Consider the following 21,598-nt stretch of genomic DNA (forward strand, 5'->3'; position numbering starts at 1 on the left):
CCCATGCAGGTTGCTATCGGACAATGCGAGAGCATCTCAGTCTTCAGCAGCGATATCCGAGATGCTGGGTTACATCCACGTTATGCATTTAGCAGAAGGACATATAACGGCTATGAGCTTACTTGTCAGGCAACTCGGAGACAACTGGACCTTGAAACCAGCAACGGCCACTCGGTATTGGAAGTTGGCCGGAGGATGGAAGAGGTGAGGGATAAGATGTTGCCTCTCAGTATCGCCTGGAAACCTCGAAGTGATATTGCGCAATGTTGGGCCAATCCCGTAAAGGCAGTAAATAGTTTATAATGGCAAGCGTAGTATGGTCTAACAGATATCTTTCTCAACCTTTGACATTAGAAAACTCAGAATCTGGACGTCACCCTCAATGAAGATCGCTATCATTTGCAATCAGGCTTTTTCATTGCTGAACTTTCGTATGCCGCTCATGGCTGAAATGGCAGCGCGAGGGTACGAGGTTCTGGCATTTGCCCCGGATTTCAATGAGGATCACCGCGCAGTACTGGCAACGATGGGTGTTCATGCTGTCGACTATAACATTAGTCGGTCAGGGACCAATCCCTTGAAGGAAATGGTGGTAATCCTAGAGTTACGCCGCCTGCTCCGCATACATCAGCCAGATCTGTGCTTCGGCTATTTCATCAAGCCGGTAATCTATGGCACCCTCGCAGCCGCTCTTGCCGGCGTACCGCGGCGTTTTGGGCTGTACGCAGGGCTTGGTTTCGCATTCACCAATATTGCAACACAGAGTCGGAAGCGACGATTGCTTCAGCGCGTCATTCTCGCCCTCGCACGGCTCTCGGCCAAACATTGTCACCGGGTGATGTTCCAAAATCCCGACGACATGAACGAACTCATCGATCGCGGGATTGTCTCGACTGATAAGGCCGTTTTGGTCGGTGCAACTGGCCTGGATCTCGATGAATGGCCATGCACGTCACTCCCCAATACGCCTCTGACATTCATTCTGGTAGCGCGCCTACTGCGCGATAAGGGTATCGGCGAGTATGTAGCCGCTGCGCGGATGCTTCGAGTAGCTTACCCCGAATTACGGTTCCTAGTTCTTGGCAGTATTGACGATAATCCGGCATCCATAACCCGCGAAGAGATGGAAGCTTGGGTAACTGAGGGATTGATTGAATGGCCTGGCCACGTGGTGACCAAGCCTTGGTTAGTTCAGGCCCATGTATTCGTTTTGCCCTCCTATCGCGAAGGAGTTCCACGGAGCACACAGGAAGCGATGGCCATGGGTCGGGCCATCATCACTACCAATGCCCCTGGTTGCAAGGAAACCGTGATCGAGGGGCTCAATGGCTTTATGGTTCCACCCCGCAACCATGTCGCGCTCGCGGAAGCGATGCGCTATTTCATTGAGAATCCCGGGGACATTGCTAGAATGGGTTCGGAGAGCCGCAAACTGGCCTGTGAGCGGTTCGACGTACGTGTCCAAAATGCCAAGCTGCTAAGCTATTTGGGGCTTTGAACGACGGTGAGCAGTATCCACCTACCTAAGTGGCAGGAGCGCTCAGAAATCTCTGGTGACACGAAGTGATACACATACCGGACATAATTTGCCCAGCCCGAGCCGCTGTTCGCGCCAGTGAAGGCGATACTATGATCGGGGCTTACAGATTAACAGATAATAGGACGCCCATATATCCTGGTTCCCGCGCCAGCTTGGTATCGTTATTGTTACACAAGCAGTCTCAAGGCGATGAAAGCGCCTAAGAGTCGGCTTCGAAACTCGAAATGCGGCAGCGGATGGGTCTTTTCAGGTACATGAAACCACGGAAAGCGGCCTCAAAATTAGGCCTTCAGAGTCTGGAAGGCGTGATAGATCACCTCGCTGCGCTGTTTCGAAACGGCCTCTAAGCGCTGCCGCCTGGCAACTCAAGCGCCCTCAATCGTGGCACCCTCCCGATCCTGAAAATCCTGCGAAACCGAAAGAGCCATCCATGTCAGTCTGCCCCCAGACCGCGTGAAAAGAGGTGGCCTGGCGAAACTGGACACTGGGTTAAGTGGATTTTCTGCCTGACGGCGGCCATGGAGGTCGCGTGACAGGAGTAGAGATGAGCAAACGATCCCGCCGGAATCACAGCCCGGCATTCAAAGCGAAGGTAGCGCTGGCCGCGGTGAAGGGCGAGAAGACGCTGGCGGAGCTGGCGCAGCAATTTGACGTTCACCCGAACCAGATCACGATCTGGCGCTCGCAGCTTCTGGAAGGGGCTGCCGGTGTATTTGGCAGCGAGATGCGTAGTGAGGCTGCTGAGCCGGCAATCGATGTAAAGACGTTACACGCCAAGATCGGCGAGTTGACGTTGGCGAACGATTTTTTAGTCGGCGCGCTCGGCAAGGCGGGACTGTTGCCGAGCGCAAAGCGATGATCGACCGTTCTCACAGATTGCCGCTCGCGCGGCAGGCGCGTGAACTGGGGATCAGCCGGGGCAGCGTCTATTACCTGCCCAAGCCGGTCTCGGCGGCCGATCTCGCGATCATGCGGCGCATGGACGAGTTGCACCTGGAATTTCCGTTCGCGGGCAGCCGGATGCTGCGTGACCTGCTGCGGCAGGAGGGCATCAAGATCGGCCGGGGGCACTTCCCGGGTGACGCCGCCGCCATGAAGCTGCTATACCTCGTTCTCAATCATGCGGCCCAGGAGTGGAAACGGCCACCGCGGGAATGGACCGAGGCAAAGACCCAGTTCGCCGTCATCTTCGGCGAAAGGTTCGTCATCTGATGACGATAATCGGCCTCGCGCACAAAATTACTGACAGGCCCCCCCGGACCAGACATATTTTGACAACCTGCCCTTGGCGATGGCAGCATGAACTTGGCCGCCGATATGGGGTGTCACTCCGGTCGGGCTACGCCCTCCCTGCATGACCCCTCATATCGGCAATTCCACGAAACCACCGGCAGACGATCCACTTATCGAGCGCAGATCTCTGTTCAGACCAACCCGGCCACCTCTCTCCTTGGCCGGCTCACCCACCACGTCAGCATTCTCGAGATGAACGGCGAAAGCTATCGCCTGGCCCATAGCTAGGCACGAAAAGCAAACGCCAACCCCTAACAAAACCGCAATCTGAGTATTGGCGATCCCCGCTCGGGCTACGCCCTCCCGGCGCTCGCTAATACTCAGATCAAGTGGACGACTTTTGCGCCGCCCAATGGCCGACTTTTGCTCCGCCGTTGACAGGTGCCCGCTTCGATGGCCGGATGCTCCGGGACGTGGTGACTTGCGAGAACACCGCATCGGACGTCTGGCCGATACGGCCTACCGCAACCAGGCCAACGAGAAGTGGTTCAAAGTGCAAAGCCGCATCCATCGCAAGAAACCCAGGGGTAAGCCAATGCCCGAGCAAATCCGGCGCGGGAATGCTACAAAGTCAAAGGTCCGCGCCCAGGTCGAGCACGTGCTCGCGCAGCAGAAAGCCAAGATGGCGCTGTTCATTCGCACCATCGGCATCAAGCGTGCCGAGGCCAAGATCGCACTGGCCAATCTGGCTTACAACATGAACCGCCTGATCTTCCACGAACGACGGGCAGCGAATGGATAGGTGTGCCTGGAGATCAGGAAAATCGGAGGAAAAACGCAATATGCGCGCCACGATGGCCAGCATTTGCGCCAGCACCGCCATCGCCTACAACCTCAAGCGCACCATGAATATTCTCTCGAGGGCAGCATAAAAGGCCCCGCTACCTTGCCCAACTCCGCGATCGAGCGGGGCTGGACGAGATGCCACCGAAATCTACGCTTTTCAGCGCCCTACACCCACCCGTGCGCAGGTCTCATAATACCGCGTGTTCCATAAACGTTCTCCTCGCACTGTCCAAATTGGGCTAGAATTTCCCACTCCGTCTTCGTCAAATCACTGGGCTAAGGCCGGTCGACTCTGGCATACGGCCGCCGGGTGGTATCGGTCCACATGTGTCATTCCGTTGTCCTGTCTCAACTACGGCTGAATTACATGTCGCTGGTATTGCCCACCTTTTTTCGGTCAGCCTCTCACATATTAGGAGCGCGGTAGACAAGATGTGCGGAATTTGCGGGATGTTGGGGGCGAGCGGTACATCTGGTAAGTCGCTTGTGCAGAATATGGCGATGGCAATTCGTCATCGTGGTCCCGATGCCGAGGGCATATGGGAGGATTCATTAACAGGTGTTTCCTTGGGGCATCGGCGGTTGTCGATCCTTGATCTCAGCCCGGCGGGCGGGCAACCGATGCATTCGGTATGCGGTCGCTACGTCATTGTCTTCAACGGTGAAATATACAATCATCTCGCACTGCGACAAAGGCTGGATCAATGCCATCCCGCACCCCACTGGCGCGGGCACTCGGATACCGAAACGCTGCTGGCGGCGATCTCTCATTGGGGACTTGAGAGAGCTTTGCAGAAATCGCGAGGTATGTTTGCCCTCGCGCTTTGGGATCGACAAGGACGAGCGCTGTTCCTGGCTCGCGACAGGATGGGCGAAAAGCCCCTATACTATGCCGAACAGGAGAAGGGCTGGTTGTTCGGTTCCGAGTTGCGTGCGCTTGTAGCGGGTGGCTTGACCGCCCGGATCGACCGTACGGCGATGGCGGCCTATCTGCGGCTGGGCTACGTGCCTGACCATCTCTGCATTCTCGAAAGGGTGCGAAAGGTGATGCCGGGCAGTATCGTGGTGCTTCACACCGGAGCCGAGCCGGAAATGATTCGCTATGATTCGGTCGAGAAATCTTTCGGTAGTCAACCGACTATCACCGATACTCCTCATGCCGTTGCTGCCCTCGAAAAGGTGATGGAACAGGTTGTGGGCGAGCAGATGCTGAGTGATGTGCCGCTGGGCTGTTTCCTGTCAGGCGGTGTGGACTCTTCGCTGGTGGCTAGCCTAATGCAGGCTGGTTCTCACCGGCAAATCCACAGCTTTTCCATCGGTTTCGAAGATCCGAGGTTTAATGAGGCACCGCACGCCGCTGCCGTGGCATCGCATCTGGGCACGGCCCATACCGAATTCACCATGCGCGAAGAGGATGCGCTGACTATCGTGCCGGAGCTATCGCGCATCTATGACGAGCCTTTTGCCGACAGCTCGCAAATTCCCACCACGCTCTTGTGTCGGGCCGCCCGTCAGCATGTCACCGTTGCTCTGACCGGCGATGGCGGAGACGAGGTCTTTGGCGGCTATAACCGCCATATCCGGGGACCAGGACTCTGGTCGAAGTTGGCCTGCATACCGGGATTTTTGCGCCCCGCAGCGGCTGGTGCTATTGCAGGTGGCGCGTGGCTGGGCAGGCGTCACGAACGAGCCGTGCGCCGGGGGATAGCGGCGCTCGGCCTGCCGCTCACAACACTTGATAATCTGCCCAAGTTGGCGACTGCGCTGCGCAGCGCGGGCGATGTAGAGGCATTCTACCAGAGTTTCGTCGCGATCGGGCAGGGACTCGACGACTTTCTGCAACCGTCAGTTCCTGCTATTTTCTCTGACCCTCGCGCGCGCCATCCGGACGGTATGGCGATGGCAGAATGGCTCATGGCGCGCGACATCGCCGGATATCTGCCGGGCGATATTCTAGTTAAGGTCGACCGTGCGGCGATGAGCGTGGGTCTTGAGACCCGGGCGCCGTTTCTCGACGCCCGGGTAAATGATCTGGCGCGGCAGATACCGGTTGCGCTACATGTGGATGCCCGGGAGGGCAAGAAGCTCGTCAGGGCGCTGCTCTACCGCCACGTGCCTCGCGCGCTTATCGAAAGACCTAAGCAGGGTTTCGCGATTCCGGTGGACGACTGGCTGCGTGGGGCGTTGAAGCATTGGGCCGAAGTTGTCATCACCGATGAGTGCCTAGCCAACGCTCTTGGACTAAACGCCGGCGCGCTGATTGCGTTGTGGCAGAGCCACCAGCAGCGCCGGGTCAATGTTGGCAGGGAGCTATGGGCTTTGCTGATGTTGCTTCTTTGGGCAAAGGAGATGGATATAAAAACCCACAATGTATGACCACAATCCTGTGCGACATTCTCGATGCAAAGACACTCGGTGCGCTGATTGCGTTCTATGAGCACCGGACATTTGCCAATGCAGTGCTGATGGGCATCAACCCGTTCGATCAGTTCGGGGTGGAACTGGGCAAGGATTTAGCTCGTAAGATGGATCAGGGTGGTTCGCGTTTCGATGCCAGCACACAAGGATTGCTTGCCGCTGCCGGCTACGCATAACGCTCTGATGAATAACATGGGCGTTGCGACAGCTCTTACCAAGCAATTCAGGGACAACCGACAGTGATCAGAATGATCGCGGAAATTATCCCTGATAACCGATAAAATTCGCTGTTCCGGAACATATACTTTCGTAAATTATTACTATAAAACAGGTGGTTGAGTAAAAATATCGCGCAGAATGGCACTGAACACCAATATATTCCCTGCTGAACAGGGAAATAAGCAAAAAATAGTCATCCAGAAATGAGCCAGGCAGGGGCAAATTCAGCGAGCCTCGCCGACGCTAGAGACTCGGCGAAAGCTGGAATATTGCGGGTAACTTTACGGTCTCGCAATTACAGCTGGCGTGCGATTTGCCCGGAACCGCGCCGTCGGCGGGAGAATCCTAACGTGGAGAAATTGGCTGCGTAACAACTGGGCTGATTATCAACGTCACCCCCATAATTTCTCACTTGCCCGCTATGCCCAGACGTTATGTTCGGCCAGCTCCAGATAACGCCCAAGCGCGTTGAGCGATTTCCAGCCGCCTGCGCGCATGATGGCCGCGGTATCGTGCCCGGCGCATAACAAATCCTGCGCCGCCCCCACGCGCATGGAATGCCCGCTAAAATGCGCGGCCTCACTTGCCGGTATACCAGCGGCCATAAGCGCCTGCCTCAGCGTGTCCTGAACTATCGTGACACTGAGATGGCGATTGATCGCCTTCCAATGGTAGATCGGGCAAAACAGCGGGCTGATTTTGGTCCCGCGCCAATCCAACCATTCGCGCAGTAGTTCGGCAGAACGCGCCGAACCAAACGCCATCCGGCCTTTGCCGAACGGGTCGGTCTTGCTGCGGCGGATAAGCACGCGCAGCGTGCCATTGTCCATAAACTCCACATCGCTTGTCTTGAGCGCGACCAGCTCAGAACGCCGTGTGAGCAAATCGTAGCCCAGCGAGATCAGGGCACGGTTTCGCAAACCCCAGGGATCGGCGGGTTGCGCATCCAGGCACTGGACAAGATAGTCGTGGGTAAGCCCTTTGACTTGCCGCTGGCGACGCGTGCTCTGCCGACGAATGCGGCGCAGGACGAGATTGACGTCCACGTGGGCAGTGGGATCGGGCAATCCGAGAAGCTGGTGGAATTTGCGCACAGCATAAAGCCGGTTGCGCACCGTCACCGGGCTTTTGGACTCAGCCTGAAGCTCCAAAAAAGCGCAGAGCGTTTCAACCGTAGCGGGAAACGGCGTGAGGTCCTCCGCCTCGCACCATGCGACGAACTGGGCGACGCTGACCTTGTAATGGCGGATTGTCGAAGGCGAGTAGGCGCCCTCAAGCCGCACTAGATGGTCCCGCCAATCTATGGGGGTTGGGGCATCTTTTCGCTGTATACTGGTAACCATTGTCGCGATTCCGTTCCGGTGAGTACTAGCGCCACTGATCCACACAGTTCGGGAGGGTTCCACTCCTCTGACGCCGCCGGTCGCCTTATTGGCCGCACTGTCTCTTTATCGAGACGGCGAAGCCGGGTTTTGCTAGCTTGAAAAATCTGCAAACGCGCTATGCACGCTGCAATGCGACGCAAACCAGCGATAAAGCAACATCTCATGAATATATCTTCCATGAGTGAGGGGATGCGACAAGCGTCGGGATAAGTCGATATGCAGCTTTCGTCGACATGCACAATCCATTCGACTTCGCAGGCATTCGGAGCATTGGTGTGCAGGCGATTCGGTAAAGCCGAAGTGGCGTTGAGCCCCGCAGGATAGGCATCCCGCGGGCTTGAGGTGGTGGGAGGCGGCAAAGGAGCTGCCTCACGCTGGAGAAAATGCATGGCAAATGAGAATGGCACTAAACAAACGGCACAGCCCAGGACCAAATCCCAACTGATAGAGCGGCTGCTCGCGGGTCGAGGCGGCGCAACATTGGCCGAATTGATGGAGCCAACAGGCTGGCAGGCACATACTTGCCGGGCCTTTCTCAGTGGCCTCCGCAAGAAGGGTAGGGCGCTGGTGCGCGATAAGCGTGATGACGGCACCTCATTCTATCGATTGGATGGCGAGCAAGAAGCCGCGGGAACTGAGACCATTTCCGCAATCCCCACCGAGGGTCATGTCTGATGGCAAGGCCCTATCTTTCGCTCGAGCAGCTTCCCAATCTTCCGATTGAAGAAGCAAAGGTGGCTTGGGTGCGTCACTATGGTGCACCTGCTCCCAATCTCTCACTCGATCTCCTTCGTTTAGGCTTGGGCTTTCGGATTCAAGAAAAGCGGCAGGGGAGCCTCGGCAGGGAAGGTAAAGCGCTGCTCAGGCAAGCATCCCGAATGGCCAGGGGCGAGAATATCCCAACGCCTCGCCGCAAGCTTATGCCAGGCACCCGGCTCGTCCGTGACTGGCATGGCACCGGCCATACCGTCACAGTGCTGGACGAGGGGTTTGAATATGATGGAAAGGCCTGGGCCTCGCTGAGCGCAATTGCCAAGGCCATTACGGGCACGCACTGGAATGGGCCACGCTTCTTCGGCATTTCAGGGGGCAAGCGATGAAGCCACTGCGCTGCGCCGTCTATACCCGTAAGTCGACCGAGAATGGCCTGGAACAAGAGTTCAACAGTCTTGATGCCCAGCGCGAAGCTTGTGAAGCCTATATTCTGAGCCAAAGGCATGAAGGTTGGTTGCCGGTTTCTGAGCACTATGACGATGGCGGTTATTCGGGTGGCAATATGGAACGCCCCGGCCTCAAGGCACTTCTGGATGACGTCGACGCGGGGCGCGTCGATGTGATTGTGGTCTATAAGGTTGACCGTTTAACCCGCAGCCTTGCCGACTTTGCCAAGATTGTTGAACGGCTCGATGCCAAGGCGGCGAGCTTCGTTTCCATCACCCAGGCCTTCAATACCACCACGAGTATGGGGCGGTTGACGCTCAATGTACTGCTGTCGTTCGCCCAGTTCGAGCGGGAGGTCACGGGAGAGCGTATTCGTGACAAGATCGCGGCATCCAAGAGGAAGGGAATCTGGATGGGCGGTCCTGTGCCGCTGGGATACGAGGTGGTTGAGCGCAAGCTGGTTGTCGTTCCCGAAGAGGCCGAACGTGTTCGTTACATCATGCAGTGCTATCTTGAGCAACGCGCTGCGCCCCAGCTGCTTGAGCGGTTAGCCCGCGAAAAGATCGTGACCAAGATTCAGAACCGGGTCAGCGGCCCCCATCGTGGGGGTATTCCCTTTGCAAGGGGTAGCCTGTTCCATCTGCTCCATAACCCCATCTATCGCGGCAAGATCGTCCATAAGGGACAGGTCTACGATGGGGAGCATCAACCCATCGTCGATGAAGAGTTGTGGAATGCCGTCCAGGCCAAGCTCAAGGAGAAGGCGCCGCCGCGCAAACGTGATACCAACGATTCGCAGCCTGCCTTGCTGCGAGGATTGTTGATTGATCCGCAAGGGCGACCGATCGTCGGGACGTATACATCGCGAGGAACACGCCGGTACGCCCACTATGAAACGCGCAAGGATCTGGCCCGGCCGGACCATCCACCATCCACCCGCTTTCGCAGGGGACAGCTCGATCAGCATGTGATCGAGCATCTGCTCACTCTACTTATGGATGATCATGCGCTGCGCCGCATATCCGGTCTTACCGAAGGAGATCCGCTGCGCAGGCTGTTTGCGACAGCTCGGGAGCTTTGCACGCGGCTAGAACAGCGCCCCTGTATAGAAGATACAGTACGCTCCTTAATTACCCGGATACAGGTGCATGCTGATGCGCTGGAGATAGCAATCAACTGCAAAGCACTCGGGATCGATCATCCAGCGACATTATCCTGGAGCATCCCGCGCCCGGCACGCAAGCCATTCAGGGAGGCAAAGCTGCGGATCGATGGCGTACCAGGCAGCAAAGATGCGAATCGTCCGCTGATCGAACTACTGGCGCAGGCCAGCGAGGTACAGCAGCTGGTCATGGCTTCACCGGAACTGGCCCTGCATCAGCTGGCCAAACAGGAAGGGCGCTGCCGTAAGCAGATGACCAAGCTGCTTCGGCTCAGCTATCTCAGTCCGCGAATTGTGGAAGTGATTCTGGAAGGCAGTCAGCCGAAAGCCATCACGCGCAAGCAACTACTTGAAACTGACCTGCCGATTATCTGGGCACAGCAAGAGCAGTTGTTCGGCCTCACTGCCTGATCATCCGCTCCGGCATATACTGACCTCGTCTTCACCGCGTGAGGCGAGGTTTTTTCGTGCAGAACCACTGAGCTATCGATCTGCATCATTCGGCGCAATATGCCTATGAGAGCAGTTCGTACACTGCATGGTCTACCATTCAGGTACTCATATCGGAGCTATCATATTCGCTTGGCCCCGATGCAAATCAGAGGCCGATCCAAATTGATGGATGCGGAACGGATAAACCGAGTGTGGGCGAAGAAATTTTGCGCAGAGAATTCGCCCGCTTGATGCACGGCGACGGGCATCTGCAAAGTGTCTCTGACCCCCAGGTTGCAATTAAAGGCCCCTGAGGGCCGCAGGACTGCGCCACTTTCCCCGAAGGGTAAGCTAAGTGCTTGTTTTCAGAGGATTTTTACACTGATTGGTGCGGTCGAGAAGACTCGAACTTCCACGGGCTTTCGCCCACAACGACCTCAACGTTGCGCGTCTACCAGTTCCGCCACGACCGCATAATCGACTAGGGCTCCGTAAGGGGCCCCGCAGGGTAGGAGCGGGCCATTAGCAAAGGGTCTCCCCCCCTGCAAGCACCCATAAGCCGCTTTGTGAAAAATTCCGTTCCTGCTTTTTCGGCGACTGCCAACGACGAGGTTGTCAGTTGGGTTTCCAGCCGATTTCTGCGAATTTTGCAGAGCGTGGCACATCGGTGACGGCTTCGTTCACGGTCACGCTTTCACCCGGGGCGAGCTTGCCCTTGGGCGCGGGCACGACCCATTCATAGACTTTGCGTTCGCGCGCATCGCGCAGGACGATCAGAATCGAGGGCACCGAACGGACCGTCGTTCCGATATTGGTTACCGTGCCGCTGGCGCCGAAAAACTCCGTGCCGTTGGGCAGGGTCCGCCGGTCCTGTTTGTCAGGCGGGAATTCCAGCACGAGATCGGGTTCGGGCGATGCGAAGATCGGCCGGCTGCCCGGGGCCCAGGCGGGAAGGCCCCAATAACTCACCGCAGCGACAATGCCGCCTGCGGCCAGAGCGAACAGGACCGCCGCCATTGTCCACAGTCGCAACCGGTTGCGGCGCGGGCGGAAGGGCGGTTCGTGATCGAAGTGCGAAATCGTGTCGTCGATTTCGGGGCTGCTGTAATGTTCTGCCTCTGCCGGGTCGCGGCGGCGGCCACGCGCACGGAATTCCGGCGGGGCGGGGACGGTATCTTCTGTGTCGGGTTCGACAGCGGGTGCCGGTTCCCCGACAGAATCCTGATAGGCAGGGTCATCCGACGCCCAGGCTGGTGCGGTATCGTCTGCAACAGGTGTCGGCACTTGTTCCGGTGCGGCCGGTGCAGATGCTGGTGCAACGGGCGGCACAGCCTGTTGCGGGGGTGCGGACGGTGCAGCCGCCGCCACAACCGGAGGCGCAGCGGGTGCTGGCGCCGCAGGAGGAGGAGAAGCGGCGGTCGTGGTGTCGGAAACGGATGCAGCCGGAGCCGGAAGGTCCAGCTCAGGGCCTTCCTGAAACCAGCTGTGGTGGCATTTCGCGCAGCGGACGGTTCGTCCTTCCACGCCGATGGCACTGTCGGGTACGACATAACGCGTCGAACAGGCAGGGCACGAAATGATCATGCGCCATGTAAAGCATGAGCTTTGCCGCCCAACAAGTAGTCCACCCCCAAGTCAGAGCGGCTGATGGCTTTTTTCCACATCGATTGGCAGCTATAGCCCGCTCGCAATGCAAGTCATGCTTCCATACGGCCCCCGATGAGCGGCGGCAGAGACGATATCGTCCAGTTCGATAATGTTGGGCTGCGCTATGGCGCGGGCAAAGAGGTGTTGAGCGATGTCTCGTTCACGCTCTATCCCGGCAGCTTCTATTTTCTAACCGGGGCGAGCGGCGCGGGCAAGACGTCGCTGCTCCGCCTGCTCTATCTGGCGCAGCGCCCGTCGCGCGGCATGATCCGGATGTTCGGCACCGATGTGATTACCCTGCAGCGCGATAGGCTGCCCGCGTTCCGGCGCAGGCTGGGCGTTGTGTTTCAGGATTTCCGGCTGGTTCAGCATTTGTCGGCCTTCGATAATGTTGCCTTGCCGCTGCGTGTGGCGGGTGTTTCCGAACAGGATCTGGCCAAGCCGGTATCCGATATGCTCGACTGGGTCGGTCTGGCCGATCGGGCGGGGGCGCGGCCTGCGACGCTTTCGGGTGGGGAACAGCAACGCGTGGCGATCGCCCGGGCGGTGATCGGCCGCCCCGATATGCTGGTGGCGGACGAACCGACAGGCAACGTCGATCCGGAAATGGCGCTGAAACTGTTGCGCCTGTTCGAGGCGCTGAACCGGCTGGGGACAACTGTGGTGGTCGCAACCCACGATTTGCACTTGCTGCAAAAAGTGCCGGAATCGCTGATCATGCGGCTCGACAAGGGGCGGTTGAGCGATCCCACCGGGGCGCTGCGTTATCCGCCGAACCGGACCGGGGCGCAGGGATGAACCTGCCGCAATTCTTTTCGCGCCATGGCAGGAATTCCGGGCAACCCCGTGCGCGGGGCCGACGGGGTACCCAGTTGCTTCCCCAGGCCCGGCTGGCGGGGCCAATGCCGTGGGTGATCGCCATCATGATCGCGCTGACCACGATTGCGGCGGCCGGGGCGCTGACGCTGAACAATGTCGCCAACACGGTGCGCGCCGAACTGGCGGGCGGGGTGACGGTCCAGATCGTCGAGGCGGCCCCTGCTGAACGTGACCGGCAGGCGCGCGCCGCCCTTGCGGCGCTGGGGGCGCTGCCGGGTGTCGTTTCGGCGCAGCGGGTGCCGAAAGAAGAACTCGATCGCCTGATGGAACCGTGGCTGGGCGAAAGCCTGACCGGCGATGAAGCCATTCCCGTGCCTGCGCTGATCGATGCGCGGCTGAATGGCAGGGCAACGCGCGAACGGGTGGAGGCTTTGCGCCGCGATCTGCACGCGGTGGCCCCGGCGGCGCAAGTGGATGCACAGGCCAGCTGGTTGCAGCCGGTGATATCGGCTGTGCGCTCCATGCAGTATCTCGCGCTGGCGCTGATCCTGCTGCTGATCGCCGCCACCACGGCAGCGGTCTGGCTGGCGGCGCGTACTGCGCTGGGCGTCAATCGTGATACTATCGAGGTTGTGCACCACCTTGGCGGAACCGATTCACAGATCGCATGGATTTTCCAGCGTTCCGTTGCGCGCGATGCGGTGCTGGGCGGAATTGTGGGTCTGGCGGTCGGGCTGATTGCCATTGTCGCTCTGGCACGGCAATTTGCCGCACTGGATTCGGGCATGCTTACGGGCGGGGGGCTCACAATGTTGAACTGGCTGCTCTTGGCGCTTGTGCCGCTGGCAGGGGTGGCGCTGGCCACGCTGACCGCGCGCCTGACTGTGCTCGCCGCCTTGCGGAGGATGCTGTGATCCGCCGTATCCTTTCCGCGATCTTCCTGCTCTGGGCGTTCGGATTCCTGTGGTTCGCCATGGCCCTGCCCGGCCCAGCGGGGAAGGAGCGGACCGATGCCGTGGTCGTCCCCACCGGCAGCGGCGGTCGGATCGCACGCGGATTGACCATCCTGCGCACCGGGCAGGCGGAACAATTGCTGGTGACAGGCGTCGACCCCGAAGTGAAACCGGGCGAATTCGCGGCGGAATACAAGGTGGAACGGCGCCTGATGCGGTGTTGTATCACGCTGGGGTCCGACGCGGTGGATACCCGTGGCAATGCGCTGGAAACGGCGGAATGGGTCAGCCGTCACAAGATCCGGTCGATCCGGCTGGTCACGGCGGATTGGCATATGCGCCGGGCGGCGGCCGAACTGGCGCAGGAACTGCCCGATGGCGTGACTGTGTTGCGCGATGCCGTGCCTTCGCAGCCGTCGCTGCGCGTCACCTTTCTAGAATACAACAAACTGCTCGCCAGTCAGGCCATGCGCCTGTGGGATGCGCTGGCGTGATGCTGTCGGTGTTGCGCAGTCTGGCGTTTTACGCGGCCTTTTATTCCGGATCGGTGGTGCTCGTTCTGTCGGGGCTGGTGGCGATCCTGCTGGGCGGGCGCTATCTTCCTGCGGTGACGCACGGCTGGACCCGCTGGCATCGCTGGTGTCTGCAGCATCTCCTGCGCATCACCATTCGCGAAGAAGGACAGCGCGCGCCGGGGCCGGCGCTGTATGCGATCAAGCATGAGAGTTTCTTTGAAGCACTCGATGCGCCCAACCTGTTCCAGCGCCCGGCGATCTTCGCCAAGGCGGAACTGTTTCAGATTCCCGGCTGGGGGCGGGTTGCGCTGGCATATGGCCTGATTCCGGTCGAACGGGAACAGGGCGCCAAGGCCCTGCGCGCGATGCTGGCCGGGGCCCGCGGCCATATCGCGGCCGGGCGCCCGCTGGTGATTTTCCCCGAAGGAACCCGCGTGCCGCACGGCGATGCCGCGCCGCTGCGATCGGGCTTTGCCGGGATTTACAAGCTGCTCAAGCTGCCGGTGGTGCCGGTCGCGGTGAACAGCGGGCCGCTCTATCACCGTTTGTGGAAACGGTCCGGCACGATCACGGTGCGGTTCGGGGAGATATTGCCACCAGGCCTGCCGCGCGAGGAAATCGAGGCGCGGGTGCACGCGGCGATCAACGCGCTGAACCCCTGACCGGCGCTGAACCCCCGAAGGGCGTGATCAATCCTCGTGGTCGCCGCGTCCGAAATCGGGCCGGGCGTCATCCTGTCCTTCATCGATGATCGAACGGCGGATTGCTCGGGTACGGGTGAAATGGTCGAACAGGGTATCGCCATCCCCCACGCGAATCGCCCGCTGCAATGCGGTGAGGTCTTCGGTAAAGCGCTGCAGCATCTGCAGTACCGCTTCCTTGTTGTTGAGGAAGACATCGCGCCACATCGTCGGGTCGGACGCCGCGATCCGGGTGAAGTCGCGAAAACCGCCCGCCGAATATTTGATCACTTCGCTGCGGGTGACCTCTTCCAGATCGGATGCAGTGCCCACGATGGTATAGGCGATCAGGTGCGGCAGGTGGCTGGTGACAGCCAGTACGAGATCGTGATGGCGCGGGCTCATCACGTCCACTTTGGCGCCCAGCGCGCTCCAGAATGCGGAAAGGGCGTCCACCAGCGCGGAATCCGTACCTTCTGGCGGGGTTATAATGCACCAGCGGCTGTGAAACAGGCTGGCGAAGCCGGCATCCGGCCCGCTGTGTTCCGTCCCGGCGACCGGGTGCGCGGGAATGATCGTGGTGCCGGGCAAGGCCTTGTTCAGCGCGGCCAGCACGCTTTGCTTCGAGGAACCGACATCGCTGATCACGCAGCCCGGCCTCAGCGCACCGGCGATTTCGATGGCGGCATCGCCCATCGCGCCGACGGGGACGCACAGGATCACGAGATCGGCATCGGTAACCGCGTCTGCCGCGCTGGCGCAGATCGTGCCCGCCAGCCCCAGTTCGGCCGCACGGGCGCGCACGGCAGGATCGGCATCATAGCCGGTGGTGACAACGCCCGGCAGATAACGCGCTGTGGCAAGGCCGATTGAACCGCCCAGCAGACCCAGCCCGATTATCGCGACCTTGTCGAAGCTCATCCGGCGGCTCCGGCCATCTCGCGCAGCCCGGCGATGATATCGTCCATCTGCGCGCTAGTGCCGATCGTGATCCGCAGCCCTTGCGCCAGATCCTGCCCCGGCAGCCAGCGGGTGGCATAGCCGCGTCCGGCCAGCCCTTCCTGCGCGGCTTCGGCAGTCAGTGCGCCTTCGAACAGGATCAGCACGAAGTTCGCCTCGCTCGGCAGGGGGCGCAGGCCATGGTTGCTCATCGCCGCGATTGCATCGACGAAGCGGGCGCGCTCGGCCAGATTGTGATCGCGCGATGCGACGACGAAGTCCTGATTGTCCAGCGCGGCGATCGCCATGGCCTGCCCGCTGTTGCTGACGTTGAACGGCAGGCGGATGCGGTTGAGCATGGCCACCAGTTCCGGTGCGCCGGTGGCCCAGCCGATGCGTTGCCCGGCAAGACCATAAATCTTGGAAAATGTCCGCGTAACCAGCACGTTTTCGTGCGCGGCCGCCAGTTCCATGCCGCCATCGTCATCTTCCGGGCGCAGGTATTCGGCATAGGCCTGATCCAGCACGAACAGCACGTCCGCGGGCAAGGCGGCGTGGAGCCGGGCAATTTCGCCACGCGGCAGAAAGCTGCCGGTGGGATTGTTGGGATTGGCGATGAACACCGCGCGGGTGTTCTCGTTCACCAGCGCCAGCAGGGCATCGACATCGGTGCCATAATCGGCGTCCGGGGCAATGACGGGCGTGGCGCCGCAACGACGCGCGGCGATATCGTAAACCGAAAACCCGTAACGGACATAGATCACTTCATCGCCGGGCCCGGCATAGGCCTGCGCGGCGAGGTTGAGCAGTTCGTCCGATCCGGCACCGCACACGATGCGGGCGGGATCGATGCCGTGCACGGCCCCGATTTTTTCGCGCAGGGCGATCGAATCCGGATCGGGATAGAGGAATGTCGGCTTGGAATCCGCCATCGCGGCCAGTGCCGCAGGGGCAGTGCCCAGCGGATTCTCGTTGGCCGACAGCTTTATCAGCGGGCGGCCATCGGCCGACTTGCTCTTGCCGGGGACGTAGGCATGGATCGCTGCGATCCACGGTTTTGCTATGGGGCGCTTCTCAGTCACGCGCGGGCGCATAGCGTTGTTCGGCGCCGATTGACAGCCTGTCATTGACAGCGGGGGGCGCGTACCCCAATTCGCGAGGCACAATGGCAGGCTCTGCGACCATCACCGCCAGCGACGTGCTGGAACTTTCCGAACCGCTCCCGCTTGACGGCGGGCAACAACTCGAAGGCGTGCGCATCGCCTACGAAGCCTATGGGCAGTTGAACGCGGCACGCACCAATGCGATTTTCGTGGCGCACGCCACAACCGGCGATCAGCATCTGGCCAGCCCGCATCCGATCACGGGCAAGCCCGGCTGGTGGGATCGCATGGTTGGCCCCGGCAAGCCGATCGATACGGATCGTTTCTATGTGCTGTGCGCCAATGTGATCGGCGGATGCATGGGATCGACCGGGCCCAGCAGCCTTGCGCTCGACGGCAAACCCTATGCCATGCGGTTTCCCGTGATTACCGTGCGCGATATGGTGCGTGCGCATGTCGCCCTGCTCGAAGCGCTGGATATCCGCACCCTGCACGCCATCGTTGGCGGGTCGATGGGGGGGATGCAGGCGCTCAGTCTGGCGGCGAACTGGCCGCATATTCCCGAACGGGTGCTGGCAATCGCCAGCACGGCGACCATGGCGGCCCAGAACATTGCGTTTCAGGAAGTCGGGCGTCAGGCGATCATGGCCGATCCCGAATGGCAGGGCGGCGATTACTACGGCACGGGCCGCGCGCCCGATTCGGGGCTGGCCGTGGCGCGGATGGCCGCGCATATCACCTATCTTTCCGAAGACAGCCTGACTGAGAAGTTCGGCCGCCGGTTGCAGGATCGCGAAGCGAAAAGTTTTGGTTTTGATGCCGATTTCGAGGTGGAAAGCTATCTGCGCCATCAGGGGCTGGCCTTCACCACCCGGTTCGACGCCAATTCCTATCTCTATATCACCCGCGCGATGAGCTATTTCGATCTGGAGGAGGAACAGGGCGGAAAACTGGCCGAAGCCTTCGCCAGAACAGCGGCGAAATTCTGCGTGGTCAGCTTCGATACCGACTGGCTTTACCCGACACAGCAATCGCGCAAACTGGTCCATGTGCTGAGCGCGGCCGGTGCGGCGGTGAGTTTCGTCGAACTGTCGGCCCCCTTCGGGCATGACAGTTTCCTGCTTGATGTGCCCGCGCTCGATCGGGTGGTTACAGGATTTTTGAGCCAATGAGCGCGCTGCCCCAGGGCTATGAACTGGTGGACGATCAGGCGCTGATCGATCCGGTTGCCGCGCATGCCTTCCTCACCCGGTCCTACTGGGCGGAAGGAATTGCGCTGGCAAAGGTCGAACAGGCGATCCGCAACAGCCTGTGCGTGGCGGTGCGGCATGACGGGCAGCAGGTGGGTATGGCCCGGGTGGTGACCGATTATGTCGCCATTGCCTATCTCAACGATGTCCACGTGCTGGAGGCGCATCGCGGCAAGGGCCTGTCGCGTGCGATGGTTGCCCATTTGCAGGCGCATCCCGATTTGCAGGGAGTGCGGCGCTGGATGTTGCTGACAGCGGATGCCCAGGGGCTTTACACCCAGTTGGGCTGGAGCCCGGCCGCACAGCCGGAATGGGTGATGGAACGCCTTTTCGTGGATGCCTATCGATGAGTGAACTGCGCCCCGATCTTGCCCTGATTGCCGAACATGTCGCGCCCGGTGCGCGGGTGCTGGATATCGGCTGCGGCGATGGTGCGCTGATGGCCGCCCTGCGCGATACCAAGGGTGTCGATGCGCGGGGGATGGAAATTGATCCCGCCAAAGTCGAACAATGCGTAAGCAAGGGGCTGTCGGTCATTCAGGGGGATGCCGATACCGATCTCGCCTTCTATCCGCGCGACACGTTCGACTATGCGATCCTCAGCCAGACCTTGCAGACCACCTCGCGGCCCGATCTGATGCTGGATGAATTGCTGCGCGTGGGTCGCAAGGCTTTCGTCAGCTTCCCCAATTTCGCCCATTGGCGCGTGCGCATGGCCCTGTTGTGGCGCGGACGCATGCCGGTAACCCGGCAATTGACGTACAGCTGGTACGATACGCCCAACATCCACCATTTGACCGTGGCCGATTTCCGCGATCTGCTGGCGGCCAAAGGTGTGAAGACCGAAGCGTGCTGGTTTTTGGCCGATGGCCGGGAAATCGGCGCGACGGGGGCGAACTGGCTGGCGCAGAACGCGGTGTTCCAGATTTCGCGATAGCAGGGACGGGCCCGGTTCAGCGCGGGATCAGCCACGCGGGGGCGGCGTGGCCCGCTGTGCGCGGCGGGGCGCCTGCGGGGATATCCTGCCCCAATACCTGCGCATTCCCGTCAAACCACGCAGCGGTTCCGATGCGGCTGGTAATGCGCCAGCCCTCTGCCGTCCGCGCGAATTCATCGTCATACCAGCCGCCGACCAGAAAATGCGGATCAGGCGCCAGCGCGTTGCGTGTGTGTTGCGCAATGAAATACGTGCGCGCCTGGGCCTTGTCGCCTTCGATTGCAATCACCGGCAACCCCAGATGATGCTGGGTCGCGTCCAGCCCGGGCAACACCGTGTTGCAGAGTTCGGCATAGGCCGCCGGATCGAGCACCCCTACAGTGGCAAGGTCGATTCTGGCATCTTTCGTGAACACCTGATCGAGCAGGCGCATGTCACGCGTGTCCACCGCCACCACATAAGTGGCAATGGCGTTGTTTATCGCAAACCAGTCATCGGCCAGGCTCATGGCGTTATCCTCTCGCACGTCGTTTCCACGTCATCGCGAGGATGCCGATGGGTTCAGTTTTTGCGCAGCGCATCCAGATCGGCGGGCGTGTTGACGTTTGCAGGGGGCGTTCCCGGATCGACCGCGCGGGCGCCGATGGCTTCGGCAAACGCCAGCATCGAATGCTTGCCCTCGCCGGTCAGGATTGTTTCCAGCATGTCCGCCGCCTCAACGGGCCACAGGCCAATAACCGGTTGCGAAGCGAGATAGGCCGGGGCCGGGGCCAGCAATTGCGGCAGGTGCGGCGGCAGATGCAGCGAATCCACCCCGCAACTGAGCACGGCGGCAAATCCCGCATCGCGCGCATGGTGCAGACCTGCGGCAAGCCCGCCCAGAGGGCCCATGTGCGCCCGTGGCCAATCCGGTATGCACGGCGCAGGCCCCGCTTCGCGCCCGGCAATCACCACCTGTTCGCACCAGCCCGACAGGCGGTCGACCGCGCGAGCAAGCAGGCTGTGTCCATCATATTCCGCCAGCGCCTTGTCGCTTCCGAAACGGGTGGATAGCCCGCCGGAAAGAACCAGGCCGAGTATCATGTGCGACAGGCCGTTATGGCCGGGTGAAACGGGGTGCTGCGGTTTCTCACCGGGCTGTTATAAGACGGAAATGATCCACAGAACAACGCCCCTCGCTTTTTTGCTGTGTGCCGCCGCAGCACTGTCGCTGCCCGGCATGGCTCAGGCCGATCCGACGCCTGCGCTGCTGCCTGCCCAGCAATTCAAGCTGCACTGCGCCGTCGCATTTGCGCAAGTCGCGGCGGCACAGGCACGGGGCGATGCCCGTGCAATGGCCTATCCACCACTGGCGCAGCGCGGCCGCGAGTATTTCGTGCGCGCCAGCGCCGGGGCAACGAATGGCACAGGTCTGACGCAGGATCGGCTCAAGGCCCTGCTGGAGGCTGAGGCAACCGCCATGTCCCGGGACGGCACCCTTTATGATTCCATGCCGCTGTGCATGAAATCGCTGGAGGCTTCGGGCCTGTAACACCGGTTTCACCCTGATTTTTCCGGGAACCGCTTTATTCCGACTATTTTCGCCCGTGCCCGGTGGACTGTCATCGCAGCATGCGGCATGAGTTGAGCGCATGTGGCAACTTTATCAATTTCCGCTCTGCCCGTTCAGTCGCAAGGTTCGCCTTCTGATGAGCGAGAAGGGCATTGGTTACGAACTGCAGCGGGAAAATCCCTGGGACGGTCGTGACGAGTTTTTCCATCTCAATCCCGCCGGGCGCACCCCGGTCCTGGCCGACCATGGCAAAGGGGTCGTGCTGATCGACAGCCGGGCGATCTGCGAATATTTCGAGGAAACGGTCGACAAGAACCCGATGATTAACGGATCCGCCGCAAGCCGCGCCGAAATTCGGCGGCTGGTGGCCCTGTTCGACGAAAATTTCTTTGGCGATGTCACCGCCCCGCTGCTGCACGAGCGCATGAAAAAACGGCTGGTCTATCGCGCATCGCCGGATTCGCGCATGCTGCGCGAAGCGATGAAGCTGGCGCACGAACATCTCGACTATATCGATTACCTGATCGACAACCGCCCCTGGCTGGCCGGTGCGCAGATGAGCCTGGCCGATCTGGCCGCCGCCGCGCAGATTTCCGTCGTGGATTATCTCGGTGGCATCGACTGGAGCGGCCATGAACAGTCGAAGGGCTGGTACGCCCTGTTCAAGAGCAGGCCCAGCTTCCGGCCCCTGCTGGCAGAACGGATGGATGTTATCCAGCCGCCCAGCCACTACGCCGATCCCAACGCCTGAACCGGGTGCCTGTCGCAAACCTTGCGCTGGCACGGCGGAAGGCCATATTCGCTTCG

Annotated in this window: 22 protein-coding genes, 1 tRNA gene and 2 pseudogenes; 18 read left to right on the forward strand and 7 right to left on the reverse strand. The window is 60.4% G+C overall.

Annotation, left to right across the window (positions count from 1 at the left end):
- Nucleotides 1-382: 382 nt before the first annotated feature.
- The 6 genes and pseudogenes from EGO55_RS10690 to EGO55_RS10720 all read left to right on the forward strand — a co-directional run bounded on the left by EGO55_RS10690 (nt 383) and on the right by EGO55_RS10720 (nt 6,213).
- The gene (locus EGO55_RS10690) at nt 383-1,498 is read left to right on the forward strand and encodes a glycosyltransferase family 4 protein (protein WP_021691655.1); all 1,116 of its coding nucleotides are present in this window, start codon (nt 383-385) and stop codon (nt 1,496-1,498) included.
- A gap of 586 nt (nt 1,499-2,084) precedes the next feature.
- Nucleotides 2,085-2,611, forward strand: a pseudogene (locus EGO55_RS10695) (transposase); the annotation flags it as partial.
- A pseudogene (locus EGO55_RS10700) lies at nt 2,603-2,752 on the forward strand (IS256 family transposase); the annotation flags it as partial. The pseudogenes EGO55_RS10695 and EGO55_RS10700, both read left to right, overlap by 9 nt.
- 502 nt (nt 2,753-3,254) lie before the next feature.
- Nucleotides 3,255-3,575: a transposase gene (locus tag EGO55_RS10710; RefSeq protein WP_210766509.1), complete on the forward strand. Its 321-nt coding sequence runs from the start codon at nt 3,255-3,257 to the stop codon at nt 3,573-3,575.
- Between the two features lie 476 nt (nt 3,576-4,051).
- On the forward strand, nt 4,052-5,995 hold the full coding sequence (asnB, locus tag EGO55_RS10715; protein ID WP_021691651.1) for an asparagine synthase (glutamine-hydrolyzing): 1,944 nt from the start codon (nt 4,052-4,054) through the stop codon (nt 5,993-5,995).
- Nucleotides 5,992-6,213 (forward strand): hypothetical protein, encoded by a 222-nt coding sequence (locus tag EGO55_RS10720; protein ID WP_021691650.1) that lies wholly within the window; start codon nt 5,992-5,994, stop codon nt 6,211-6,213. The genes asnB and EGO55_RS10720 overlap by 4 nt, the downstream gene beginning before the upstream one ends.
- Nucleotides 6,214-6,675: 462 nt before the next feature.
- Here EGO55_RS10720 and EGO55_RS10725 read toward each other — a convergent pair whose 3' ends face one another.
- Nucleotides 6,676-7,539, reverse strand: coding sequence for a tyrosine-type recombinase/integrase (locus tag EGO55_RS10725; RefSeq protein ID WP_021691649.1), 864 nt, complete (start codon nt 7,537-7,539; stop codon nt 6,676-6,678).
- A gap of 489 nt (nt 7,540-8,028) precedes the next feature.
- On the opposite strand from EGO55_RS10725, the gene EGO55_RS10730 reads away from it, so the two are divergent.
- Genes EGO55_RS10730 through EGO55_RS10740 form a run of 3 tightly spaced genes read left to right on the forward strand, consistent with a single transcriptional unit; the run spans nt 8,029 to nt 10,375 of the window.
- A complete protein-coding gene (locus tag EGO55_RS10730; RefSeq protein WP_021691648.1) occupies nt 8,029-8,316 on the forward strand; it encodes a DUF3489 domain-containing protein in 288 nt (95 codons plus the stop codon).
- Nucleotides 8,316-8,741: a DUF2924 domain-containing protein gene (locus EGO55_RS10735; protein WP_021691647.1), complete on the forward strand. Its 426-nt coding sequence runs from the start codon at nt 8,316-8,318 to the stop codon at nt 8,739-8,741. Before EGO55_RS10730 ends, EGO55_RS10735 begins: the two co-directional genes overlap by 1 nt.
- Nucleotides 8,738-10,375 carry a recombinase family protein gene (locus tag EGO55_RS10740; RefSeq protein WP_021691646.1) on the forward strand — a complete coding sequence of 546 codons (1,638 nt, stop codon included), beginning with the start codon at nt 8,738-8,740 and terminating at the stop codon, nt 10,373-10,375. The genes EGO55_RS10735 and EGO55_RS10740 overlap by 4 nt, the downstream gene beginning before the upstream one ends.
- A gap of 407 nt (nt 10,376-10,782) precedes the next feature.
- Here the strand turns inward: EGO55_RS10740 and EGO55_RS10745 are convergent.
- Both EGO55_RS10745 and EGO55_RS10750 read right to left on the reverse strand, forming a co-directional pair.
- A tRNA-Leu gene (locus EGO55_RS10745) sits at nt 10,783-10,869 on the reverse strand.
- A gap of 142 nt (nt 10,870-11,011) precedes the next feature.
- On the reverse strand, nt 11,012-11,980 hold the full coding sequence (locus EGO55_RS10750) for a zinc-ribbon domain-containing protein (RefSeq protein ID WP_040717313.1): 969 nt from the start codon (nt 11,978-11,980) through the stop codon (nt 11,012-11,014).
- Nucleotides 11,981-12,115: 135 nt separating this feature from the next.
- On the opposite strand from EGO55_RS10750, the gene ftsE reads away from it, so the two are divergent.
- Genes ftsE through EGO55_RS10770 form a run of 4 tightly spaced genes read left to right on the forward strand, consistent with a single transcriptional unit; the run spans nt 12,116 to nt 14,992 of the window.
- Entirely contained in the window at nt 12,116-12,841 is a 726-nt protein-coding gene (gene ftsE, locus EGO55_RS10755; RefSeq protein ID WP_021691644.1) for a cell division ATP-binding protein FtsE, read from the forward strand.
- Nucleotides 12,838-13,776: a cell division protein FtsX gene (locus EGO55_RS10760; RefSeq protein ID WP_021691643.1), complete on the forward strand. Its 939-nt coding sequence runs from the start codon at nt 12,838-12,840 to the stop codon at nt 13,774-13,776. The genes ftsE and EGO55_RS10760 overlap by 4 nt, the downstream gene beginning before the upstream one ends.
- Nucleotides 13,773-14,309 (forward strand): YdcF family protein, encoded by a 537-nt coding sequence (locus EGO55_RS10765; protein ID WP_021691642.1) that lies wholly within the window; start codon nt 13,773-13,775, stop codon nt 14,307-14,309. The genes EGO55_RS10760 and EGO55_RS10765 overlap by 4 nt, the downstream gene beginning before the upstream one ends.
- On the forward strand, nt 14,309-14,992 hold the full coding sequence (locus EGO55_RS10770; protein WP_021691641.1) for a lysophospholipid acyltransferase family protein: 684 nt from the start codon (nt 14,309-14,311) through the stop codon (nt 14,990-14,992). Before EGO55_RS10765 ends, EGO55_RS10770 begins: the two co-directional genes overlap by 1 nt.
- Nucleotides 14,993-15,019: 27 nt before the next feature.
- On the opposite strand, the gene EGO55_RS10775 is transcribed toward EGO55_RS10770, so the two are convergent.
- Entirely contained in the window at nt 15,020-15,931 is a 912-nt protein-coding gene (locus EGO55_RS10775) for a prephenate/arogenate dehydrogenase family protein (RefSeq protein WP_021691640.1), read from the reverse strand.
- The gene (locus tag EGO55_RS10780; protein ID WP_235694170.1) at nt 15,928-17,031 is read right to left on the reverse strand and encodes a pyridoxal phosphate-dependent aminotransferase; all 1,104 of its coding nucleotides are present in this window, start codon (nt 17,029-17,031) and stop codon (nt 15,928-15,930) included. Before EGO55_RS10780 ends, EGO55_RS10775 begins: the two co-directional genes overlap by 4 nt.
- A gap of 83 nt (nt 17,032-17,114) precedes the next feature.
- Between EGO55_RS10780 and metX the strand changes: the two genes are divergently transcribed.
- From metX to metW, 3 genes are read left to right on the forward strand one after another with little or no spacing between them, the layout of a single operon-like run.
- Nucleotides 17,115-18,224, forward strand: coding sequence for a homoserine O-acetyltransferase MetX (metX, locus tag EGO55_RS10785; protein WP_021691638.1), 1,110 nt, complete (start codon nt 17,115-17,117; stop codon nt 18,222-18,224).
- Nucleotides 18,221-18,652 carry a GNAT family N-acetyltransferase gene (locus EGO55_RS10790; protein ID WP_021691637.1) on the forward strand — a complete coding sequence of 144 codons (432 nt, stop codon included), beginning with the start codon at nt 18,221-18,223 and terminating at the stop codon, nt 18,650-18,652. Before metX ends, EGO55_RS10790 begins: the two co-directional genes overlap by 4 nt.
- Nucleotides 18,649-19,239, forward strand: coding sequence for a methionine biosynthesis protein MetW (metW, locus tag EGO55_RS10795; protein WP_021691636.1), 591 nt, complete (start codon nt 18,649-18,651; stop codon nt 19,237-19,239). The genes EGO55_RS10790 and metW overlap by 4 nt, the downstream gene beginning before the upstream one ends.
- 16 nt (nt 19,240-19,255) lie before the next feature.
- Here metW and EGO55_RS10800 read toward each other — a convergent pair whose 3' ends face one another.
- Entirely contained in the window at nt 19,256-19,747 is a 492-nt protein-coding gene (locus EGO55_RS10800) for a nuclear transport factor 2 family protein (protein WP_021691635.1), read from the reverse strand.
- Nucleotides 19,748-19,800: 53 nt separating this feature from the next.
- Complete coding sequence (mobA, locus tag EGO55_RS10805) at nt 19,801-20,322, reverse strand: molybdenum cofactor guanylyltransferase (RefSeq protein WP_021691634.1); 522 nt, start codon at nt 20,320-20,322, stop codon at nt 19,801-19,803.
- A 70-nt stretch (nt 20,323-20,392) separates the two neighbouring features.
- Here mobA and EGO55_RS10810 point away from each other — a divergent pair, with 70 nt between their 5' ends.
- Both EGO55_RS10810 and EGO55_RS10815 read left to right on the forward strand, forming a co-directional pair.
- On the forward strand, nt 20,393-20,770 hold the full coding sequence (locus EGO55_RS10810; RefSeq protein ID WP_021691633.1) for a hypothetical protein: 378 nt from the start codon (nt 20,393-20,395) through the stop codon (nt 20,768-20,770).
- A 100-nt stretch (nt 20,771-20,870) separates the two neighbouring features.
- The gene (locus tag EGO55_RS10815; protein ID WP_021691632.1) at nt 20,871-21,542 is read left to right on the forward strand and encodes a glutathione S-transferase family protein; all 672 of its coding nucleotides are present in this window, start codon (nt 20,871-20,873) and stop codon (nt 21,540-21,542) included.
- Nucleotides 21,543-21,598: the final 56 nt, after the last annotated feature.

The organism is Caenibius tardaugens NBRC 16725, from assembly GCF_003860345.1.
In the GTDB taxonomy this organism is placed as follows: domain Bacteria; phylum Pseudomonadota; class Alphaproteobacteria; order Sphingomonadales; family Sphingomonadaceae; genus Caenibius; species Caenibius tardaugens.